Annotated in this window: 23 protein-coding genes; 15 read left to right on the top strand and 8 right to left on the bottom strand. The window is 60.3% G+C overall.

Translation table 11 applies throughout. From position 1 onward, the window contains the following. The first annotated feature begins 14 nt into the window (after nt 1-14). Nucleotides 15-494, top strand: coding sequence for a Holliday junction resolvase RuvX (gene ruvX / locus ACIQUH_RS02280; protein ID WP_400812252.1), 480 nt, complete (start codon nt 15-17; stop codon nt 492-494). On the opposite strand, the gene ACIQUH_RS02275 is transcribed toward ruvX, so the two are convergent. From ACIQUH_RS02275 to ACIQUH_RS02265, 3 genes are all read right to left on the bottom strand, one after another. Next, the gene (locus ACIQUH_RS02275; RefSeq protein WP_400812251.1) at nt 446-763 is read right to left on the bottom strand and encodes a DUF6105 family protein; all 318 of its coding nucleotides are present in this window, start codon (nt 761-763) and stop codon (nt 446-448) included. The genes ruvX and ACIQUH_RS02275 overlap by 49 nt on opposite strands. Beyond that, nucleotides 760-921, bottom strand: a complete 162-nt coding sequence (locus tag ACIQUH_RS02270) for a hypothetical protein (RefSeq protein ID WP_400812518.1) — start codon at nt 919-921, stop codon at nt 760-762. Before ACIQUH_RS02270 ends, ACIQUH_RS02275 begins: the two co-directional genes overlap by 4 nt. A gap of 243 nt (nt 922-1,164) precedes the next feature. Beyond that, complete coding sequence (locus ACIQUH_RS02265) at nt 1,165-1,809, bottom strand: TetR/AcrR family transcriptional regulator (protein WP_400812249.1); 645 nt, start codon at nt 1,807-1,809, stop codon at nt 1,165-1,167. Nucleotides 1,810-2,003: 194 nt separating this feature from the next. Here ACIQUH_RS02265 and ACIQUH_RS02260 point away from each other — a divergent pair, with 194 nt between their 5' ends. Continuing rightward, nucleotides 2,004-2,279 carry a type II toxin-antitoxin system Phd/YefM family antitoxin gene (locus ACIQUH_RS02260; protein ID WP_400812247.1) on the top strand — a complete coding sequence of 92 codons (276 nt, stop codon included), beginning with the start codon at nt 2,004-2,006 and terminating at the stop codon, nt 2,277-2,279. Between the two features lie 106 nt (nt 2,280-2,385). Beyond that, complete coding sequence (locus ACIQUH_RS02255; protein ID WP_400812245.1) at nt 2,386-2,700, top strand: hypothetical protein; 315 nt, start codon at nt 2,386-2,388, stop codon at nt 2,698-2,700. Here ACIQUH_RS02255 and ACIQUH_RS02250 read toward each other — a convergent pair whose 3' ends face one another. Next, the gene (locus ACIQUH_RS02250) at nt 2,701-3,312 is read right to left on the bottom strand and encodes a GNAT family N-acetyltransferase (protein ID WP_400812244.1); all 612 of its coding nucleotides are present in this window, start codon (nt 3,310-3,312) and stop codon (nt 2,701-2,703) included. Between the two features lie 137 nt (nt 3,313-3,449). Next, nucleotides 3,450-5,102, bottom strand: coding sequence for an acyl-CoA dehydrogenase family protein (locus ACIQUH_RS02245; protein ID WP_400812243.1), 1,653 nt, complete (start codon nt 5,100-5,102; stop codon nt 3,450-3,452). Between the two features lie 355 nt (nt 5,103-5,457). Between ACIQUH_RS02245 and ACIQUH_RS02240 the strand changes: the two genes are divergently transcribed. The 5 genes from ACIQUH_RS02240 to dprA all read left to right on the top strand — a co-directional run bounded on the left by ACIQUH_RS02240 (nt 5,458) and on the right by dprA (nt 10,182). Beyond that, entirely contained in the window at nt 5,458-5,889 is a 432-nt protein-coding gene (locus ACIQUH_RS02240; RefSeq protein ID WP_400812241.1) for a nuclear transport factor 2 family protein, read from the top strand. 232 nt (nt 5,890-6,121) lie between these two features. Further along, nucleotides 6,122-7,063, top strand: coding sequence for an aspartate carbamoyltransferase catalytic subunit (locus ACIQUH_RS02235; protein WP_400812239.1), 942 nt, complete (start codon nt 6,122-6,124; stop codon nt 7,061-7,063). Next, nucleotides 7,060-8,352 carry a dihydroorotase gene (locus tag ACIQUH_RS02230; protein WP_400812238.1) on the top strand — a complete coding sequence of 431 codons (1,293 nt, stop codon included), beginning with the start codon at nt 7,060-7,062 and terminating at the stop codon, nt 8,350-8,352. The genes ACIQUH_RS02235 and ACIQUH_RS02230 overlap by 4 nt, the downstream gene beginning before the upstream one ends. Before the next feature lie 48 nt (nt 8,353-8,400). Then, nucleotides 8,401-9,018 carry a glycerol-3-phosphate 1-O-acyltransferase PlsY gene (gene plsY, locus ACIQUH_RS02225; RefSeq protein ID WP_400812236.1) on the top strand — a complete coding sequence of 206 codons (618 nt, stop codon included), beginning with the start codon at nt 8,401-8,403 and terminating at the stop codon, nt 9,016-9,018. Nucleotides 9,019-9,039: 21 nt separating this feature from the next. After that, complete coding sequence (gene dprA, locus ACIQUH_RS02220) at nt 9,040-10,182, top strand: DNA-processing protein DprA (RefSeq protein ID WP_400812234.1); 1,143 nt, start codon at nt 9,040-9,042, stop codon at nt 10,180-10,182. Here dprA and ACIQUH_RS02215 read toward each other — a convergent pair. Continuing rightward, nucleotides 10,135-10,368, bottom strand: a complete 234-nt coding sequence (locus ACIQUH_RS02215; protein ID WP_400812232.1) for a hypothetical protein — start codon at nt 10,366-10,368, stop codon at nt 10,135-10,137. The genes dprA and ACIQUH_RS02215 overlap by 48 nt on opposite strands. Before the next feature lie 258 nt (nt 10,369-10,626). Here ACIQUH_RS02215 and topA point away from each other — a divergent pair, with 258 nt between their 5' ends. The 6 genes from topA to rpmG all read left to right on the top strand — a co-directional run bounded on the left by topA (nt 10,627) and on the right by rpmG (nt 18,281). Beyond that, nucleotides 10,627-13,311: a type I DNA topoisomerase gene (gene topA / locus ACIQUH_RS02210; protein ID WP_400812230.1), complete on the top strand. Its 2,685-nt coding sequence runs from the start codon at nt 10,627-10,629 to the stop codon at nt 13,309-13,311. Continuing rightward, nucleotides 13,308-15,662 (top strand): ribonuclease R, encoded by a 2,355-nt coding sequence (gene rnr, locus ACIQUH_RS02205; RefSeq protein WP_400812229.1) that lies wholly within the window; start codon nt 13,308-13,310, stop codon nt 15,660-15,662. Before topA ends, rnr begins: the two co-directional genes overlap by 4 nt. 45 nt (nt 15,663-15,707) lie before the next feature. Beyond that, nucleotides 15,708-16,151 carry a DUF983 domain-containing protein gene (locus ACIQUH_RS02200; protein WP_400812227.1) on the top strand — a complete coding sequence of 148 codons (444 nt, stop codon included), beginning with the start codon at nt 15,708-15,710 and terminating at the stop codon, nt 16,149-16,151. A 62-nt stretch (nt 16,152-16,213) separates the two neighbouring features. After that, nucleotides 16,214-16,840 carry an NUDIX hydrolase gene (locus ACIQUH_RS02195; protein ID WP_400812498.1) on the top strand — a complete coding sequence of 209 codons (627 nt, stop codon included), beginning with the start codon at nt 16,214-16,216 and terminating at the stop codon, nt 16,838-16,840. A gap of 17 nt (nt 16,841-16,857) precedes the next feature. Next, nucleotides 16,858-18,024: an MFS transporter gene (locus tag ACIQUH_RS02190; protein ID WP_400812497.1), complete on the top strand. Its 1,167-nt coding sequence runs from the start codon at nt 16,858-16,860 to the stop codon at nt 18,022-18,024. An 89-nt stretch (nt 18,025-18,113) separates the two neighbouring features. Next, nucleotides 18,114-18,281, top strand: a complete 168-nt coding sequence (gene rpmG / locus ACIQUH_RS02185) for a 50S ribosomal protein L33 (RefSeq protein WP_003496403.1) — start codon at nt 18,114-18,116, stop codon at nt 18,279-18,281. 901 nt (nt 18,282-19,182) lie between these two features. Here the strand turns inward: rpmG and ACIQUH_RS02180 are convergent. Then, nucleotides 19,183-20,553 carry a PleD family two-component system response regulator gene (locus ACIQUH_RS02180; RefSeq protein ID WP_400812224.1) on the bottom strand — a complete coding sequence of 457 codons (1,371 nt, stop codon included), beginning with the start codon at nt 20,551-20,553 and terminating at the stop codon, nt 19,183-19,185. 18 nt (nt 20,554-20,571) lie between these two features. After that, complete coding sequence (locus tag ACIQUH_RS02175) at nt 20,572-20,943, bottom strand: response regulator (protein ID WP_003521498.1); 372 nt, start codon at nt 20,941-20,943, stop codon at nt 20,572-20,574. A 131-nt stretch (nt 20,944-21,074) separates the two neighbouring features. Between ACIQUH_RS02175 and ACIQUH_RS02170 the strand changes: the two genes are divergently transcribed. Further along, nucleotides 21,075-21,383: a DUF3572 domain-containing protein gene (locus ACIQUH_RS02170; RefSeq protein ID WP_020012343.1), complete on the top strand. Its 309-nt coding sequence runs from the start codon at nt 21,075-21,077 to the stop codon at nt 21,381-21,383. The last annotated feature ends 7 nt before the right edge of the window (nt 21,384-21,390 follow it).

The following is a 21,390-nucleotide window of genomic DNA, read 5'->3' as shown; positions in this document are numbered from 1 at the left end:
GGGCGGCAAAGGACATGGCGATACTCACCATCGAGGAACTGGCGCAGACCCTTCAGCCCGCACAGGCGATTGCCGGCCTCGACCTCGGCACGAAGACCATCGGGCTTGCCATGTCGGACCTGTCCCGGCGTTTCGCGACGCCGCGTCCCGTCCTCAAGCGGGTGAAATTCACGCAGGATGCGGAAGTGCTGCTGGCCTTTGCCGAAAAGGAAAAGGTCGCCGCCTTCATCATCGGCCTGCCTGTCAACATGGATGGTTCGGCCGGTCCCCGCGTGCAGGCAACACGCGCCTTCGTGCGCACCATGGGCGAAAAGACCGCCCTGCCCTTCATTTTCTGGGATGAGCGGCTTTCGACGGTCGCGGCCGAGCGCGCATTGCTGGAAATGGACGTTTCCCGCGCCAAGCGCGCCGAACGCATCGATTCGGCGGCCGCGAGCTTTATTCTTCAGGGCGCGCTGGACAGGCTTTCCGCACTCACCCGCGCGGCCGACTGACGGCCCTGCCACCAGGCGGCAATCTGCTTTCTTTTTCGAAATGCGAGGATCGCAAAAACGATCAGGCTGTCGACCGCGATGGCGCGGGCCACCAGCGGCGGCAGGCTTTCCGGCGGCAGGCCGAGAATATTGCCGTATATCTCGAATACGAGATCATGCGTCTGCCGCGTCAGCATGTAGAAGCCGAAGCTCATGTCGTAATAGGAAAGCCAGTACCAGCTGCCCAGCAGCGTGACGGGACCGGCCCAGAGGATCAGAAACCACTTCATGCCGCCTGCCCCCGTACAAACATCGTATCGGGAATGCCGGCAAGCACCGCCCAGCGCACCGCTGCCATCAGGCAGAGGTTCAGCGCCGGCGCGTCGATATCCAACGGCAGCATCACAAAAAACGTCATCATGACGCCTAAAGCTGTCCAGCGGTTCACTTGCGGCTCCCTTATGCGCAGTCATTGCGCATGGTTAACATTTCGTTAATCCACACTGGACCGGCAGCCATGGCGAGGCAAATGAAAGCTGTCATTATGGTTAATGGCGGACGGGTGACATGTGGAAAAGAATGTGATCCGTGAACGACCGGATGTGCCAGGCGGTTGCCGGCCCGGTGAAAACAGGGTTGATTTTTCTTTAATGCCGCGCTTGTACCGGGCCCGATCGCCCCGGACGCGGATTCAGCCGTAAACGCCGCGCACCAGCCTTTTGACGGCAGTGGCGATCTTGTCCCAGTCCCGGTCCGATTTGAGCGGCACGCCGGCAAACTGGCCGCTGGTGGCGGCGGAAATGACGAGGTGCTGAATGGCGGCGAACAGCACGGCATTGACCGCCGCCGTATCCACACCCTTCGGCGCCGCCAGCGAACCGCGCATGCGCTCCAGCCATTTGCCCAGCGACTTGGCGCGAGCCTCGGCCAGCTGGCGGACCTGCGGTGAGCCATCGGAGACTTCCCAAGCGATGATCTTGCACACGAGAGGATCGCTGCGCAACGCATCCATGAAATAAAGCGCCAACCTCTCCATCAGATCGCCATAGGTCAGCAGGAACATGCCGCCGGTATCTTCGGGAATGCGATCCTTCACCCAGGAGCCGAGATCCTCGCCGATTGCCTCGATCAAGCCATCGAGGCCGCCGAAATAACGGTAGATCAGCTGCTTGTCGCAGCCGGCGCGGCGAGCGACGGCATTGATGCCAAAGCCCTGAAACCCCTCCTCGGCAAGCAGCGACCGCGCCGCATTAAAAATTGCCTTCTCGGTCTGAGCGCGATCCTTGATGCGCTTTTCCGGTCTGTCGGCTGAAATCGCCTCTGCGGTCGCCAGCATGATTCCCTACCCGTTTTCTGAAAGGCCTTCTCAACGGGTTAACAAAGCAGGAAGGGAAGAACAATGTGGCGGGACGAATGGAGGGAAGGTTTTTGTGGATGAGCCGGACACCAGACCAAAATCGACGGCTTTAAATTTTCTGTATTTTCTGTATTTTCTGTATTATTCAGGAAATACAGATTTGAGGATTCCTCATGAAAAGAAAGTCTATTTCCACAGCGGAGTTTATGCGACATTTCGGTCGCTACCATGACGAAGCGCAGAAATCGCCCATTTTACTGACGAAGCATGGGCGACCTTCGGTCGTGGTGGTGCCGGTCGAACTTTTCGAAAAAATGTTGGGAGGCGACGATCCGCGCAGGTCTTACGCTGCCGGTGAAATGCCCGATGACTTGGCCGCCATGTTCAACGCCCAGCTGGAGAAAGACTCCGAAGAATATCGGACATCCCGCGATGAGCAGGACAAATAATGTCCAAGTTCAGACGCGGTGATATCGTTTCCTATCCCTATTTGTGGCGATGGCATCTGCGGCTAATCCAACGCGTGACCATGGGGAAAAAGATCGCCCCGTCTGCATGATCCTGACGATTACGGACGCACAGGGCTTGTCGCATATATTGCTGCTGCCCATTTCATCGAAACCTCCGCAGGACAGCCAGCAGCAGGCAATCGAAATACCGAAGCTTGAGCTTCGGCGCGCAAAACTAACCTGCTATGATCGCGGCTGGATCACCGTCAGCGAATGCAATTACGACGTGATCGAACGATCCTACCATTTCAACGTTCTTCAACAGCCCATCGGACGTTTCAGCGAGACATTTCTTGAGGAAATTCGCACTGCCTTTGCGCCGTTTCTGGCGGCGGGGGCAGCACGGGTCGTTAGAACCTAATTACTCCAGCCCCATACCAAACCAGACGCTGCCGGGCGTTTCGTGGCTGTCGAGGCGTTTGAACCCGCGGGTTTCCCAGAAGCGCATGCCGGCATGGTTGCGCTCGCTGGCACCGAGGTGGATACCGTAGACGTTGTTCTGTCTTGCCATATCGAGCCAGCGGGACAGAAGCCGGGTGCCGCCGCCCTTGCCCTGCGTACGCGGCAGAAGGTTCATGTGGATATGGGCCGGAAAAGGATCGGTAAGCCAGGACGGCGTGCGGCGCGGATGGTGGATGAAATGGGCGCGGCGCTGGTCGGCGTCCCAGCTCTGCTGGTCGCCGCCGGGATCGGCGTAAAGGGCGCGCAGATGCGGCCACCATTCCCGCTCCAGTCGCTCTTCGTGCAGGGCCGTATCGAGCGCGCCGACGATATAACCGCACACACCTTCCTCATCCTCCGCCACGAAAACGGCATCGGGCCAGAGATGCAGATAGGGTACGGAATAGATGTGTCCGACCATGCGGCCATCATTATAAAGCGGAGTGGCATCCTGCCCGGCATCGCCGGTGGCAAGGCTTATGGCGTAGAGCGCGTCTTCATCCTCAGCGCGGGCGGAACGAAAAGTCAGCATTGGCAGCCGCCTTCCCTTGCCGCGCACCGACACGCGACGATGTCGTGACAGATGGGAACTCGCCTCATGCCATCGCTGTTTTTCAAATCCGAGACCCCTCCCGCCGGGACTGCAAAACCTTCATCCGCAAACATCAATCAAGATGCAGGCGGATACAATAAATCGATTATATACGTCGGATCGAAGCGGGAATCGAGCATGCCGTAAGTGTGCCGCCAGCCGCCCGCCAGACGCGTTTCGAGGAAGGCATCGGCGATCTTGCCGGCGCCGAGGCGGCAAAGCTCGGCGGCAGCGGCCGCAAGCGCGAACTGCTCCACCAGCAGGCGGGCCGCGCCCTCATCGCGTTCGGCAAGGGCGATAGCGGCGCGCAGCACGTCGGTGGTCTTCTTGCCGGCCGCTCCGAGATCGCGTTCCAGCGTCTGGAAGACGAGATCGAACAGATCCTTGCCGCGCTGTAGAACCCGCAGCACATCCAGCGCCATGACGTTGCCGGATCCTTCCCAGATGGCGTTGACGGGTGCTTCGCGGTAGTGGCGGGCAATCGGCCGCTCTTCCACGTAACCATTGCCGCCAAGGCACTCCATAGCCTCATAGATAAGCGCCGGCGCAATCTTGCAGCACCAGTATTTCACGATGGGTGTCATCACCCGCGCATAGGCGGCTTCAGCCGGATTGTTGCGGGCGGCGTCGAAGGCCGTCGCCAGTCGGAAGGAGAGCGCGGTCGCGGCCGCCACGTCCAGCGCCATATCGGCGAGAACGCGCGTCATAATCGGCTGAGTGACCAGCATCTTGCCAAAAACCGAACGGCCGCGGGCGTAGTGCACGGCTTCGGCGAGCGAGGCGCGCATCATGCCTGATGATGCCAGCGCGCAATCGAGCCGCGTCAACGTCACCATATCGAGAATGGTGCGGATGCCGCTGCCGGGATCGCCGAGCAGATAACCGAAAGCATCGGTGAACTCGACTTCGGCCGAGGCATTGGAGCGATTGCCGAGCTTGTCCTTCAAGCGCTGGAAATGCAGGCCGTTCTTCGAACCGTCTTCCAGATAACGCGGCACGAGGAAGCAGCCCATGCCGTCGCCCATCTGGGCGAGCATGACGAAACCGTCGCTCATCGGCGCGGAGAGGAACCATTTGTGGCCGGACAGGCGATAGATGCCCTCGCCCACCCGCTCGGCGGTGGTGCGGTTGGCGCGTACATCGGTGCCGCCCTGCTTTTCCGTCATGCCCATGCCGATGGTGACGGCGGTTTTCTGCAGGGCCGGCTTCTGCGCGCTGTCATATTTGCGCGACAGAATCTTCGGCGCCCATTCCTTCTGCACCCGCGGCGAGGCCATGATGGCGGCAACGGAGGCGCTCGTCATGGTCAGCGGGCAGAGATGCCCCGCCTCCAGCTGCGAGGTCAGGTAAAATTTCGTGGCGCGGGCCTTGTGTTCGTTGCCGCGCGTATCGGGAGAATTCTCCCAGACGCTGGAATGCAGGCCTGACGACATGGAACGGCGCATCAGCGCATGCCAGGCGGGATGGAACTCCACCTGATCCAGACGTTCGCCGCGCGGGCCATGGGTATGCAGCTGCGGCACGCCCTGATTGGCCATGCGCGCCAGTTCCTGCGCCTCATGCGAGGTGACGTAGCGGCCGAGCTGGTCGTATTCGTCCCTCAGATTGCGCGACAGGCCAGAGGTGAGATCGACGATCAGCGGATCGGAACGATAGGCATTGATACCGGACCAGAGGCTTGGCTGGTTCAGTTCGGCGAGCGTTTCTTCTGTCCGGGAATTCTGGGTCATCCGCTGCTTCTAGCTGTTTTGTACTGGCATTGCATAGTGGGGTGATATTGCATAATTCCGCACACAGGAAGCGATTGAGACGATTAAGCCGCCGCTTTCAGCATTTTTCGGGAGAGGCTGATTTAAGTCTGCGGCCGGGAGAATGCCAGATACGTTTCCGGCAGGACGGGGCGACGAGACCCCTTACACGTCGAGAGCCGGCCCGCATATCACTCAATTCGCCCGCCTGCGGCAGCCGATCGATCCGGTTTTACGCACAATCGCACGCATTCTGCTTAATCCACCACCTGATGTGGAACCTGCCGCAGGCTTTTTTGGTTGGCAACGTGTTGACAGCCTGCGCAGGGAGGGAGCCATGGAGGCGAGCGCAAAGAAGCTTTTCGAGCGATATGAACGATTTTTCAATACGTCCCTCAAAGGTGACATGAATATGGGGGAGATCGAATCCCTCTATGCCTCCGACTTCATCGCCGCTTCCCCTGCCGGGGTCATGACGGGAAAGAACGATGATCACCTGAAAGAGGTCATGACGAAGGCTTATGAGCGTTATCGCGCGATAGGAACGAAGGAGATACGTATTCGCGATATCCGTATGGTTCCCATCGACGCACATCATTGCATCGCCCATGTGTCCTGGACGGCGAGCTTTGCCCGCAAGGGCCAATCGAATGTCGCAATCGATTTCGACGTCCATTATTTCGTCCAGAAGCTGGATGGCGAACCGAAGGTTTTCGGCTGGGTGTCGGGCGACGAGCAGGCCCTCCTGAAAGAAAACGGCATTACCTGACGATGCGGAGGGAGAGGCGAAATCTTTTGCCAGATTGGGGAAACATCGCCGTGTCTTCATTTCAGCCCCTGCGGGCGCTTGCCCCGCGACCATGCAGTCTCTATAGAGCGCAGGACCGAATTCCGCGGCACTCCTGAGGCGTGTTCACAGCGAATGGGAGCGCACGGATCAGCATTCGGGCGTTCCGGGCATTTTCACGGGAAAATGCGGCGCCCGTCAGGAGGCAAACCGCATGGTCTTCTTCCCCCATCGCCATCTCCTCGGCATCAAGGGGCTTTCCCATCAGGATATCACCCTGCTTCTCGACAAGGCTGACGAAGCGGTGAAAATCAGCCGCCAGCGCGAGAAAAAAACCTCGACGCTGCGGGGCCTGACGCAGATCAACCTGTTCTTCGAAGCCTCGACGCGCACGCAATCCTCCTTCGAGCTTGCCGGAAAGCGCCTCGGCGCGGATGTGATGAACATGTCGGTCGGCAATTCCTCGGTGAAGAAGGGCGAAACGCTGATCGACACGGCGATGACGCTGAATGCCATGCGCCCGGATGTGCTGGTCGTGCGTCATTCCTCCGCGGGAGCCGCGGCGCTTCTGGCGCAAAAGGTCGCCTGCTCCGTGGTCAATGCCGGCGACGGACAGCATGAGCACCCGACACAGGCGCTGCTAGATGCGCTGACCATCCGCCGCGCCAAGGGCGAGCTTTCGGGAATTACCGTCGCAATCTGCGGTGATGTGCTGCATTCGCGCGTTGCCCGCTCCAACATCATCCTGCTCAACCAGATGGGCGCGCGCGTTCGCGTCGTCGCACCCGCCACGCTTCTTCCCTCCGGCATTCGCGACATGAGCGTGGAAGTCTTCCACGACATGAAGGAAGGACTTGATAACGCCGATGTGGTGATGATGCTGCGCCTGCAGCGCGAGCGCATGTCCGGCTCCTTCGTGCCCTCGGTACGCGAATATTTCCACTACTACGGTCTGGATGCCGAAAAACTGAAGGCAGCGAAGGAAGATGCGCTGGTCATGCATCCCGGTCCGATGAACCGCGGCGTGGAAATCGCCTCCGAAGTGGCAGACGGTCCGCAGAGCGTGATTGAAAGCCAGGTGGAAATGGGGGTTGCCGTGCGTATGGCCGTCATGGAAACCCTGCTTGTCTCGCAAAATCAGGGTGAGCGCGTATGAGTGCCGTTACCGTTCTCAAGAACCTCCGCATCGTCGATCCCTCCCGTGATATCGACGAGACCGGCAGCATCGTCATCGGCGCCGATGGCACCATCCTCGCCGCAGGTAAGGATGCGCACAATCAAGGCGCTCCCGAAGGGGCGACGGTGCGCGACTGCAAGGGTGTGGTGGCCGTTCCCGGTCTGGTGGATGCCCGCGTCTTTGTCGGCGAACCCGGTGCCGAGCACCGCGAAACCATTGAATCCGCCGCCCGCGCGGCAGCGGCCGGCGGCGTCACCAGCATCATCGTCATGCCGGATACCGATCCCGTTATCGATGACATCGCGCTTGTCGAATATGTGAAAAAGACGGCGCGCGACAAGGCAATCGTCAATGTTCATCCGGCAGCGGCCCTGACCAAGGGCCTCAATGGCGAGGAAATGACCGAGTTCGGCATGTTGAAGGAAGCCGGTGCGGTTGCCTTCACCAATGGCCGCAAAGCGCTGTCCGACACGCTGGTGCTGCGCCGCGCCATGACCTATGCCCGCGAACTGGGGGCCGTCATCGCACTCGAAACGCGCGAAAAATATATCGGCGGCGGTGACATGAACGAAGGGCTTTTTGCGAGCTGGCTCGGACTGTCAGGCGTTCCGAAGGAGGCGGAGATCATTCCGCTGGAACGTGATCTACGCATTGCCGGCCTGACGCAGGCGATCTACCACGCCGCCAAGATTTCCGTACCGGAATCGGCAGAAGCGATCCGTGTCGCCCGGCAGCGGGGCGTGAAAGCCACCTGCGGTATTTCCATCAATCATCTGACGCTCAATGAGAACGATATCGGCGAATATCGCACCTTCTTCAAGCTTTCCCCGCCGCTGCGCGCCGAAGACGACCGCAAGGCGATGGTGGAAGCGTTAAAGGACGGCACGATCGACATCATCGTCTCCTCGCATGATCCGCAGGATGTCGATACCAAGCGGCTGCCGTTCTCCGATGCGGCAAGCGGCGCGGTGGGGCTCGAAACCATGCTGGCGGCGGCGCTGCGCCTCTATCACAGCGGCGAAGTTCCGCTGATGCGGTTGATCGATGCGCTCTCCACCCGCCCGGCCAGGATTTTCGGGCTGGATGCGGGAACGCTTAAAGCCGGTGCGAAGGCCGATATCACCCTGATCGATCTCGACGAGCCATGGCTCGTGGCGAAGGAACAGCTGGTGTCGAAATCCAAGAACACGCCGTTCGAGGATGCCCGTTTCAGCGGCCGTGCTGTGGCCACTTATGTGGCTGGCAAAGCCGTTCATTCCTTGGCATAAGATCACCAACAGAGATCGCGCTGCAGGCGGGACAGAGGGGACGTTTGAATGAGTGCTTTGACTGACTGGCAGACCGCGCCTGCCCTTCTCGCGCTGGCGGCGGTAATTGGCTATCTGTTCGGCTCCATCCCCTTCGGCCTCATTCTCACCCGCATGGCGGGGCTGGGTGACGTACGCAAGATCGGCTCCGGCAATATCGGCGCCACCAATGTGCTGCGCACCGGCAACAAGAAGCTCGCCGCCGCAACCCTGCTGCTCGATGCGCTGAAGGGTACGGCGGCGGTTCTGGTTGCCAATGCGCTCTGGGGTTACGAGGCCTCGCTGGTCGCGGGCTTCTTCGCCTTTCTCGGTCACCTGTTTCCGGTGTGGCTGGGTTTCAAGGGCGGCAAGGGTGTGGCGACCTATATCGGCGTATTGCTGGGTGTCGCGCCGCTGATGATGCTGGCCTTTGCGCTGATCTGGCTCGCGACAGCCTTCATCACCCGTTATTCCTCGCTCTCGGCGCTGCTGGCCATGCTGGTCATTCCCGTGGCGCTCTGGGTGCTTGGCCCGGAAAAGACGGCGCTGCTGGTGACGCTGCTCAGCGTGATTTCATGGTGGAAACACCGAGAAAATATCGCGCGCCTGCTGTCGGGCACCGAAAGCAGGATCGGTCAAAAGGGCTGAGCCCCATCTTGAGGACAAGCCATGCCGCATGAGGAAACGATACGGCAGGGCATAGAGCTTTCCGCGCGGCAGCGGGTCGCGTGGCTGAGGCTGATCCGCAGCGACAATATCGGCCCCGTTACCTTCCGCGAACTCATCAATCATTTTGGCAGCGCCGAAAAGGCGCTCGATGCCCTGCCCGAGCTTTCGCGGCGCGGCGGTTCCTCACGCAGCCCGCGCATCCCCACGCAGGCGGAAGCGGAAGGCGAGATCGAAACGGCCGAAAAATTCGGCGCGCGTTTCGTCGGCATCGGTGAGCCGGATTACCCACCTGCCCTGCGACAGCTGGATGGCGCGCCGCCGCTGATCGCCATGAAGGGATCGGCAAATGCGGCGACGAGAGCCTGCGTCGGCATCGTCGGTTCGCGCAACGCCTCCATCAACGGCGCGAAATTCGCCGCCATGCTGGCGCGCGATTGCGGCCGCGCGGGCTATGCGATCGCTTCCGGGCTGGCGCGCGGCATCGATGCGGCAGCGCACCGGGCAAGCCTTGCAACCGGCACGGTGGCGATGCTGGCAGGCGGTCTCGACCGCCCCTATCCGCAGGAAAATTTCGGGCTTTTGCAGGAACTATATGATCAGGGCGGCGCGACGATCAGCGAAATGCCCTTTGGCTGGGAACCCCGCGCGCGTGATTTTCCACGCCGCAACCGCTTGATCGCCGGCGTTTCGCTTGGCGTCGTCATCGTGGAGGCGGCGGAACGCTCCGGCTCGCTGATAACGGCAAGGCTTGCCGGCGAAGCGGGACGGCTCGTTTTCGCCGTGCCCGGCTCCCCGCTCGATGCGCGCTGCGAGGGCACCAACCGGCTGATCAAGGAAGGCGCGATGTTGACCACGGGTGCGGCCGACATTCTCGACGCACTGCGACCGCTGATGGAGCCGCAATTGCCCTATGACCGCAAGATCGAGGAACCGAGATCCGACACCGAGATGTCACCACCGGGGGACGACGAGCGCAGCATCATCGCCGCCGCTCTCGGTCCCTCGCCCGTGGAAACGGACGATATCATCCGTCACACAGGTTTTTCCGCCGCAACCGTTCATCTGGTGCTGCTGGAGCTTGATATTGCCGGGAGGCTAAACCGGCATGCCGGGGGGCGTGTTTCGCTCTTCATCGCGGATTGACAGCTTGCGCCGACCGCTCTGGATATCGCCGACTTCAACATAAGCCATCTCGATCAGGTAACACAGCATGTCTGCACCCTCGCGGCTGGCGACCTGGCGCAACTCCGCCAGCATCTGGCGGATGTAAGCCAAGTTCTCTCTGGTCCCGTCATTATCGGCATTATTGTTTGTTGCGTTCGGGACCATATATTTATCCTGGAAATTCAGACTGAAACGGGGAGCATTAAGTCGATTCAAATGATGTTGCCCATCATAACCAATTTACCAAAGATTGCAATACAACAATAGATTATCCATAGGTTGCATAGACCCGGAAACGAGAAAATCGGGCTTGCCTCTTGACCAGCGGGCATTACCTGTCCATGTCGAATTATAAAGAAGGCCAATTGCGGCACCGCGCCGCGACCCGGCCACGTTAACGGACCAGTTCCAGAGAAGAACAATATGAATGTCGTTGTCGTAGAATCTCCTGCCAAAGCCAAGACGATCAACAAGTATCTTGGTTCGGGCTACAAGGTTCTTGCATCCTTTGGCCACGTCAGAGACCTTCCTGCCAAGGACGGATCGGTGCTGCCCGACCAGGATTTCGAAATGTCCTGGGAGGTCGACAGCGCGTCCGCCAAACGCATGAAGGATATTGCCGATGCGGTGAAATCCTCCGACGGCCTTTTTCTCGCAACCGACCCTGATCGCGAAGGCGAGGCCATTTCCTGGCACGTTCTCGATCTTTTGAAAAAGAAGCGCGTTCTCGGCGACAAGCCGGTCAAGCGCGTGGTCTTCAACGCCATCACCAAAAAGGCGGTGCTGGATGCCATGGCGAACCCGCGCGACATCGATGTGCCGCTGGTTGACGCCTATCTCGCCCGCCGTGCGCTGGATTACCTCGTTGGTTTCAACCTCTCCCCGGTTCTGTGGCGCAAGCTGCCGGGCGCCCGTTCCGCCGGTCGTGTTCAGTCTGTGGCGCTGCGTCTCGTCTGCGACCGTGAATCCGAGATCGAGCGTTTCGTCTCCGAGGAATACTGGAACATCAGCGCGCTTCTGAAGACACCGCGCGGTGACGAGTTCGAGGCCAAGCTGGTTTCGGCCGATGGCAAAAGGTTGCAGAACCGCGCGATCAAGACCGGCGAAGATGCCAACCGGCTGAAGGCGCTGCTCGAAGGCGCGACCTATGTGGTCGACAGCGTCGAGGCAAAGCCCGTCAAGCGCAATCCCGGCCCGCCCTTCACCACCTCGACACTGCAGCAGGCGGCCTCCTCTCGCATGGGCTTTGGCGCTTCGCGCACCATGCAGGTGGCGCAGAAGCTTTATGAAGGCATCGATATCGGCGGTGAAACCGTTGGCCTGATCACCTATATGCGTACCGACGGCGTGCAGATGGCCCCCGAGGCGATCGATGCCGCCCGAAAGGCCATTGGCGAGCAGTTCGGCGACCGTTACGTGCCGGAAAAAGCGCGTTTTTATTCCACCAAGGCCAAGAACGCCCAGGAAGCGCACGAAGCGATCCGCCCGACCGATTTCAACCGCACGCCCGATCAGGTGAAGCGTTACCTCGATGCCGATCAGCTGCGCCTTTACGACCTGATCTGGAAGCGCGGTATCGCCAGCCAGATGGCGTCGGCCGAAATCGAGCGCACGACCGTGGAAATTCTCGCCAGCAATGGTAGCGAAAAGGCCGGCCTGCGCGCCGTCGGTTCTGTCATCCGTTTTGACGGCTTCATTGCCGCCTATACCGACCAGAAGGAAGATGGCGAGCAGAGCGACGATGGTGACGACGAAGGCCGTCTGCCGCCGATCAATGAGCGCGAGAACCTCGCCAAGCAGAAGATCAATGCCAGCCAGCACTTCACCGAGCCGCCGCCACGTTATTCGGAAGCCTCGCTGATCAAGAAGATGGAAGAACTCGGCATCGGCCGTCCTTCCACCTATGCGGCGACCTTGAAGACGCTGAGCGACCGCGAATATATCGTCGTCGACAAACGTAAGCTGATCCCGCATTCGCGCGGACGGCTGGTGACGGCTTTCCTCGAAAGCTTCTTCACCAAGTACGTCGAATATGATTTTACCGCAGCGCTTGAAGAAAAGCTCGACCGCATTTCCGCCGGGGAGCTGGACTGGAAGCAGGTGCTGCGCGATTTCTGGAAGGATTTCTTCGCTCAGATTGAAGATACCAAGGAACTGCGTGTTACCAACGTTCTCGACGCGCTGAACGAAGTTCTGGCGCCGCTGGTCTTCCCGAAGCGCGAGGACGGGTCCGATCCGCGCATCTGTCAGGTTTGCGGCACCGGCAATCTTTCGCTGAAGCTCGGCAAATATGGCGCTTTCGTCGGTTGCTCCAACTATCCGGAATGCAACTACACCCGTCAGCTGACTTCCGAGGGCTCGGAAGCCGAAGCTGCCGTATCGAACGAGCCGAAGGCGCTGGGTGCCGATCCCATGACCGGCGAGGAGCTGACGCTGCGCTCCGGCCGTTTCGGGCCCTATATCCAGCGTGGCGACGGCAAGGACGCGAAGCGCTCCTCGCTGCCCAAGGGCTGGAAGCCCGAGGATATCGACCACGAAAAGGCCTTAGCGCTCATCAACCTGCCGCGCGATATCGGCAAGCACCCGGAAACCGGCAAGATGATCTCCGCCGGCCTCGGCCGCTACGGGCCGTTCCTGCTGCATGACGGTTCCTATGCCAATCTCGAAAGCATCGAGGACGTGTTCTCGATCGGTCTCAACCGCGCCGTCACCGTCATTGCCGAAAAGCAGAGCAAGGGACCGGGACGCGGCCGCAGCGGCACGCCGGCCGCGCTGAAGGAGCTGGGCGACCATCCCGATGGCGGCGCGATCACCGTTCGCGACGGGCGTTATGGCGCTTACGTGAACTGGGGCAAGGTCAATGCCACCATTCCGAAGGGGCAGGATCCGGTTTCGGTGACGGTCGATGAAGCGCTGGTGCTGATCGCCGAACGCATCGCCAAGACCGGCACGGGCGGCAAGCCTGCCAAGGCCAAGAAGACCACCGCCAAGAAGGCCGATGGTGAGGCAGCGGCGAAGCCGAAAGCCACCAAGGCCAAGGCGGCGACCAAGAGCAAGGCGGCCGCCAAGCCGAAGGCAGCGGCCAAACCCAAGAAAGCAGCAGAGTGAGCAAGGCGCCGCGTCAGAGACAGGGTTCCGCCAGCGACGGTTTCGGACGTACCGGGCGCGGCAAGCGGGTGAGCGAAGGTGAAGGCATCATCCATGGCGAGGTGCCTTCCCGCGAAGTGCTGCTGAAATTCATCGCGGACCATCCGCAGCAGGCTTCCAAACGCGAAATCGCCAAGGCTTTCGGGCTGAAGGGTGAAAACCGTGTTGTCCTCAAGGCGCTACTGAAGGAACTCGAAGTCGATGGCATGGTGCACAAAAGCCGCAAGTCGCTGACGCGGCCGGGCGGTCTGCCGCCCGTCACGGTTCTCGACATCACCACGCGTGACAAGGACGGCGAATTGATCGGCCGTCCGGCGGAATGGCCGGAAGATATGGGCGCGGCACCGGCCGTGCTGATCCGCCAGTCGTCGCAGGATCGCGGCAAGAAGGCTCCGGCCGCCGGTCTCGGCGACCGTATTCTCGCGAAGATCTTCCCCTCCAAGGAAAGCTCCGGCCCGGCCTATACGGCCCGTGTTGTCAAGCTGATCGACCGTCGCCAGAACGCGCTGCTCGGCGTGTTCAAGCAGACGGAGGGCGGCGGCGGACGCCTGATGCCGATCGACCGGCGCGGCGAAGAGATGGTCATCGACCCCGATGGCGTCGGTGACGCCAAGGACGGCGACCTGATCGAGGTGGAAACCTCGCGCAACAGCGGTCGTTACGGGCTGACTCGCGCCAAGGTTCTGTCGGTCATCGGCTCCGTGGCTTCGGAGAAGGCGATCTCGATGATCGCGATCCATTCCCACGGCATTCCGCATATCTTCCCGCCGAATGTTCTGGCGGAAGCGGATGCGGCCAAGGCGGCCAGCATGTCGCATCGCGAGGACTGGCGCGACCTGCCGCTCATCACCATCGATCCGGCCGACGCCAAGGACCATGACGATGCGGTTTATGCCGAGCCGGACACCTCACCCGACAATCCTGATGGCGTCATCGTCACCGTCGCCATTGCCGATGTCTCCTGGTATGTGCGGCCGGGTGCGCCGCTTGACCGCGAGGCGCTGAAGCGCGGCAACTCCGTTTATTTCCCTGATCGTGTCGTGCCGATGCTGCCGGAGCGCATCTCCAACGATCTCTGCTCGCTGAAGGAAGGTGTCGACCGCCCTGCCCTTGCCGTGCGCATGACATTTTCGAAGGAAGGCCGCAAGGCCGGCCACACATTCCACCGCATCATGATGAAGAGTGCCGCCAAGCTCTCCTACCAGCAGGCGCAGGCTGCGATTGACGGACGGCCGGACGACAAGACCGGTCCATTGCTGGAACCGATCCTGAAGCCGCTGTGGCACGCCTATGAGGTGATGAAGCGCGGCCGCGACCGTCGCCAGCCGCTGGAACTCGACATGCCCGAGCGCAAGATCCAGCTTCGGCCCGACGGCACGGTGGACAAGGTCGTCATCCCCGAACGCCTCGATGCGCATAAACTCATCGAAGAAATGATGATCCAGGCGAATGTCGCCGCCGCCGAGACGCTTGAAAAGAAAAAACAGCCACTGGTCTATCGTGTCCACGATGCGCCGACGCTTTCCAAGCAGGAGGTACTGCGCGAATTCCTCGGCACCATCGGCATTTCCATGGCCAAGGGTGCGGCCATGCGCGCCAATTCCTTCAACGGCATTCTGGCGCGTGCCATTGATACGCCGCACCAGATCATGGTCAATGAAATGGTGCTGCGCAGCCAGAGCCAGGCGATCTACAGCCCCGAGAATATCGGCCATTTCGGCCTCAACCTGATGAAATATGCGCATTTCACCTCGCCAATCCGCCGTTATGCCGATCTGATCGTGCATCGGGCGCTGGTCGGGTCGCTGGGGCTTGGCGAAGGCGGCATCACGCCACAGGAAGAGGCGACGCTAGACGATATCGCCGCCGAAATCTCGACCTTCGAGCGCCGCGCCATGGCCGCCGAGCGCGACACCGTCAACCGGTTGATCGCGCATCATCTGTCCGAGCGGGTGGGTGAGGAATTCGAGGGTCGCGTCGGCGGTGTCACCAAGGCGGGACTATTTGTCGCGCTGCCGCAGTTTGGCGCTGATGGCTTTGTTCCTATATCTACACTCGGAACCGATTATTTCCTGTATGATGAAGCCCATCAGGCTCTGACGGGGGAAAAGACCGGTCTCGGTTATCAGCTTGGCGACACGGTTCAGGTCCGGCTTGCAGAAGCGGTGCCTTTGGCGGGTGCGCTGCGTTTCGAGATGATGAGCCCGGGGCGCAAGATGCCAGTCGGCACGCGCTCGTTCCACAAGGCGGGCCGGCGGACATCGCGTCCTGCCGCCAAGCCCGGAACGCGGCCGCCCAGAAGGCGACGATAACAAGACCGTTTCAGGCGGTTGAACGAACGGGAGAAGGACTTAAGGATGAGTGCACATCAGGGCTCGGAAACGGTCACCTTCGGAGACGATAGCGCGGAGAGGCCGCTCGGCCGCTCGATCATGCGGGGCATGGCCAACCGTTGTCCGGCCTGCGGCAGCGGTCGCCTGTTCCGCGCCTTCCTGAAGCCGGTGGACGCCTGTGCGGCCTGTGGCGAAGAAATGCATCATCACCGTTCGGACGACCTGCCGCCCTATATCTCCATCGTCATCATCGGCCACATCGCGGTTGGCGGCTTCATGATGACCGATATGGTGTTTTCCGTACCCATGTGGGTGCATTTCGCCATCTGGGTGCCTATCACCGTTCTGGCCGCACTCTTGACGCTGCAACCGATCAAGGGCGGCGTGATCGGCCTGCAATGGGCCCTGCGAATGCACGGGTTCGACCGAAAACAGCAAAAGATGCAAATAGACGGCTCGTCTCACTGACGGTGGGCGGAACCGTGCATGTGCCTCAGCCTCCCCGGGATGCCACGACGGTGAGCGCCCCCCTGCGGCCGCGCGACGCCGCCTCCATCATCCTGTTCGATCGTTCCGGCCCGCAACCGAGGGTGCTGATGGGCCAGCGCAGCAGCGCCCATGTCTTCATGCCGGGCACTTACGTGTTTCCGGGCGGCAAACGCGATCCGCGCGACCATGCGCTGCCCTTTTCCAGCGATCTGCACCCCGCCGTCCTCAACAGCCTGACCGCTTCCGCGGCACGACGCCTGAGTGCCGCCGGCGCGAGAGCTCTGGCGCTGGCCGCCGCGCGCGAGCTTTTCGAGGAAACCGGCGTGGATCTCCGGCAGGGCGCCGAGGGTCCGGATCTTTCCCGCTTCCGATATGTGGCGCGCGCCATCACCCCGCCCGGCAATGTGCGGCGCTATGACACGCGATTCTTCTGCTGTTATGCCGACGAATTCCGGCTCGATACCCGGCTAACCCGTGACTCCGACGAGCTCTCCAATGTGCAATGGCTTGACATGACAGACCTTTCCGGTCTGAACATGCCCAAAATCACACGCACAGTTCTCGAAGATGTCACAAAACTCATGATAGGTGATCCCTCATTGCCCTTTGAAAGCCCCGCGCGGCTCTATGTCACGCGCCACGGCCGGTTCATTCGAGACTTTGTATAAAGGCCGTCATGTCACAAATGAAATGCGAAGAAGCGGACGCCATTCACTGGCCCTCACTGATTGCCGCCATTTCCGCCATCAGTGCGGTCGGTGTCGCCATCGGTCTCGGCCTGCCGCTCCTGTCGATCATCCTTGAGAAACGCGGCATCTCCTCCACCATGATCGGGGTGAATTCGGCCATGGCCGGTGTCGCGGCGATGATGGCAGCCCCCGTGACCACCAAGATCGCCCATGATTTCGGCGTGGCGCGAACCATGCTGTTCGCCGTCGTCATTTCGGCGCTGAGCGCGCTCGGCTTTTATTTCGCCGAGGTCTTCTGGATGTGGTTTCCGCTGCGAATCGTTTTCCACGGCGCCACCACCACGCTTTTCATTCTCTCCGAATACTGGATCAACATGACCGCCCCGCCGAGGAAACGCGGCATGGTCCTCGGCATCTATGCCACTGGCCTTGCGGTCGGCTTTGCGGTCGGCCCGCTGTTGTTTTCCGTGGTCGGCAGCGAAGGCATCCTGCCGTTTCTGGTCGGTGCGGCGATCATCCTGCTCGCCGCAATACCGATCTTCATGGCGCGCGGCGAAAGCCCGGAACTGGACGAGCGGCCTAACCATCATTTCGTGCGTTATGTCTGGCTGGTGCCGATGGCGTCCGCGGCGGCCTTTGTCTTCGGTTCGGTGCAGGCAGGCGGCCTTTCGCTCTTTCCGATCTATGCGACGCGCGAAGGCTTCAACGAATCGCAGGCGGCGCTTCTGCTGACCGTGATGGGCATCGGCAACATGGTCTTCCAGATACCGATCGGCTTGCTCTCGGACCGGATGAAAGACCGGCGGACAATGCTGGGGCTGATGGCCTTTGCCGGTGTCTGCGGCACGCTGGCCCTGCCTTTCCTGGTGGAAAGCTGGCTTCTGGTGGCGGCCCTGCTGCTGTTCTGGGGCGGCCTGGTCTCCGGCATGTATACCGTCGGCCTCACCCATCTCGGATCGCGCCTGAAGGGCGCCGATCTGGTCTCCGCCAATGCCGCCTTCATCTTCTGTTATGCGGTCGGCACGATTGCAGGGCCGCAGGCCGTGGGCATTTCCATGGACCTTGCCGGAACCGACGGTTTCGCCTGGTCGCTGGCGGTATTTTTCGGGCTTTACGTGGTGCTTTATGTCGTCCGTTTTGTTTTCCGGGCAAAACAGGCTTGACTTTTCAGGCGCGATACGTAGTTTCGCGCCAGATTTAGCCGAGGTGAGAAGCGCCTGCGGCTTCTCTTTTGTTTAAAGGCAGGACGACCATGGCGAAAGCTACAACAATCAAGATCAAGCTGCTGTCGACAGCCGACACCGGTACCTTCTACGTCACCACCAAGAACAGCCGTACGTTCACGGACAAGATGACGAAGACGAAGTATGACCCGGTTGTACGCAAGCACGTTGAATTCAAGGAAACCAAGATCAAGTGATCTCTTGATCGGGTCTCCGGCAAAAGCGCGCCCAACGGGCGCGTTTTTTGTTTGTGCGGGAAAAAGAGCTGACACAAGTCTTTTTCGCACCCAGCGGCCTCCCTATGCCGGAAATAAACGCGCCGCCTCTCTTCAAAGCCGTGACATTGTTATCGCCATTGCCAAGGCGCGCGTCAGGCGCTGACAGGCTTTAACCTGCCACCCTCTCAAGACATGAGCGCCGAGATATTCGCAGACATCCGCGAAGGCCGCTGCAAGCCGCCACTGCCCCTATGCCCCTCGCCCCTATATCGGCGTCGCACAGCCTTAGCTGGAAGGCGGCAGGAGAAACCTGTGCCTTACAACACGCGCCATCAGCAGACTGCTTTGGGGAAGAAGGCGGTCGGCCAACGATGCGATTACGGCACGAGGAACCGATTCGGACATCGTCAGCCGACCGACCCCACGATTCAGGAGATGCGGCGGACCTGAGCATCATGGGGCATTCAAACTACGCAATACCAGCCCCTGACGAGCGAAATCGCGACGGCTAAAAGCCGCGATCATTCATCATCACTAGACGGATGAACCGCCGGAAGAACTGTTATTCTCAATTGTGAGTGTGCGCAGAAGTAAAATAAAAATCAACAAATTCTTAAGCCAGAGATACATCACCTGGGAAACATGGTTAAGTATACAAAGCTGGCACACTATAGTTGCCGGAGAGATTGAATTCAACGGGTTTTTCAACTTGAACTCTATTTATATCGTTAAGTTGCATCCTTTCATTGCAAAACGATAAAATACATCCAAGGTCAATGGTTTGCGGTCTCGCGACGTCCGCTCTAGTTTTCCGATCAACTATTTCGCCGGGATATGACGGAGAAATTCCGCACTATTTTCAGTTAATCAGCCCCAAGGCTCAGGCAGCGGCAGCCACGACACGGTTGCGTCCGCCATGTTTCGCCTCATAAAGCGCCTTGTCAGCCTGTTTCAGTATCTCGTCCGGCGCCCCGAAGGCACCGCTGCTGGTGGCTATGCCGAGAGACGCGGTTATGCTCAATTCACGGTCGATGGAACGGACATAAAAAGGCTTGTCCTCAATAATCGCCCGCAGGCGCTCGGCGACGCTTGCCGCAAGCTCCATCGGCGTATCGGGCATGACGACAACGAACTCCTCCCCGCCATAACGGCAGGCGAGATCGGCGCCGCGCACCGTGCTGCGGATGCGGGCCGCGAATTCCCGCAGCACCTCGTCGCCGACATCGTGGCCATAGGTATCGTTGACCAGTTTGAAGCGGTCTATATCGGTCATGCAGATGGAGATCGGGCGGCCGCGAATGGCGGCCCGGTCGAAGAGTATCTTCAGGTGATTATCGAGGTAACGGCGATTGTTGAGGCCCGTCAGCCCGTCGACAATAGCAAGCTCCATCGTGTGCTGGAGATTAAGCCTCAGATGCTCGTTATAGCGCTTGCGCCTGATCTGCGTCAGCGAACGGGCAACAAGCTCATTCGGATCGATCGGGCGGAGAATATAGTCATTCACGCCAAGATCGAGCGCCCGCGCCACCATCTCATCCGCCCCCTGCTCCGCCACCAGAAGCAGCGGCAGGAAACGGGTGCGCTCCAGCGAGCGGAGCTGCGAACACAGCCTCAGCGGATCGTAATCCTCGAAATTGGAATTGACGATGACGAGTTCGAAAGGATTGCTCGCCGCCTTGAGCAAGGCGGCCTGCGGCTCGGTGACCGCATCGACCTCGGCGACCGGCTTCAACGCCCGGAGGATACGCTCCTGCGAGCTGGCGCGACCATCGGCGACCAACACGCGGCCGGGCGTCTGCATCAGGCCGTCGCTGCGCAGCATTTCCTCGATGCCGATCTGCCGGGCGGTTTCAGCGCGCAGCCGCAGCTCGTCACTGACGGCCTTGAGGCGGACCAGGCTTTTGACACGGGCGATGAGTTGCAGGTCATTGACAGGCTTGGTCAGAAAATCGTCAGCGCCGACCTTGAGGCCGCGCACACGGTCCGACGGCTGATCGAGCGCGGTGACCATGACGACCGGAATATGGGCGGTATTGGGGTTCGCCTTCAGCCTTTCGCAGACCTCGAACCCATCCATGCCCGGCATCATGATATCGAGCAGGATGATATCGACCTGTTCCTCATCGCAGATCGCCAGCGCCTTGAAACCGTCCTCGGCGGTGACGACGTCGAAATATTCCGCCAGAAGACGGGCCTCGAGAAGCTTCACATTGGCCGGAATATCGTCAACAACCAGAACTCTCGCCGTCATAACCGTTCCCCAGTCGCCCTACGCATCGCCCAGATAAGTCTTGATGACTTCAATGAATTTCGGGACGGAAATCGGCTTTGAGACATAGGCCTCGCAACCACCCTGGCGAATGCGCTCCTCGTCACCCTTCATGGCAAATGCCGTAACCGCGATGACCGGGATGACATGCAGTTCGTCATCCTCCTTCAGCCACTTCGTCACCTCCAGCCCCGAAACCTCAGGCAGCTGAATATCCATGAGGATGAGATCCGGGCGGTGCTTGCGGGCGAGATCGAGCGCTTCCATGCCGTTGCGCGTCTGAATAGTGGTATAACCAGACGCCTCGATCAGGTCGCGAAAGAGCTTCATGTTCAGCTCGTTGTCTTCGACTATCATGACCTGCTTGGGCATGGTGGGCAGTCCCCGTTTCGCTTTGAAACCTTCATCCAGACATATAAGTTGCCAGAGAACCGATTCCATCGTCCATTCGTTGCGCAAGGCTAGAGGGATTTGGTTTCAAAATAGGTAACTTCGGGGAAGAAATGCTGCGCGATACAAAAAACAAAGGCAATGCAGGCCAGGATCCGCAAGAAACGGCGGCCGCCATACTTGGCTGGCTGGCAAACGAACCGGACATGCTGGCGCGTTTTCTGGCCCTGAGCGGGTTACAGGCCAACATGCTGCGTCAGGCCGTCAACGATCCCGGCTTTCTGGCGGGGCTGACGGATTTTCTGATGAGCCACGAGCCGGACCTGATGGCGTTCTGCGCCGCCACCGATACATCCCCCGAAACGGTGGCCGCCGCATGGCACCATTTTTCCGGGCCGGGGCTGGATTCAGGTGTGTATTGACGGGACG

Origin of the sequence: Agrobacterium sp. NPDC090283, assembly GCF_044769685.1 — a bacterium.
Classification (GTDB): Bacteria; Pseudomonadota; Alphaproteobacteria; order Rhizobiales; family Rhizobiaceae; genus Agrobacterium.
Note: the sequence above shows the minus strand (reverse complement) of the source record. Positions and strands in the feature narration are given on the sequence as shown.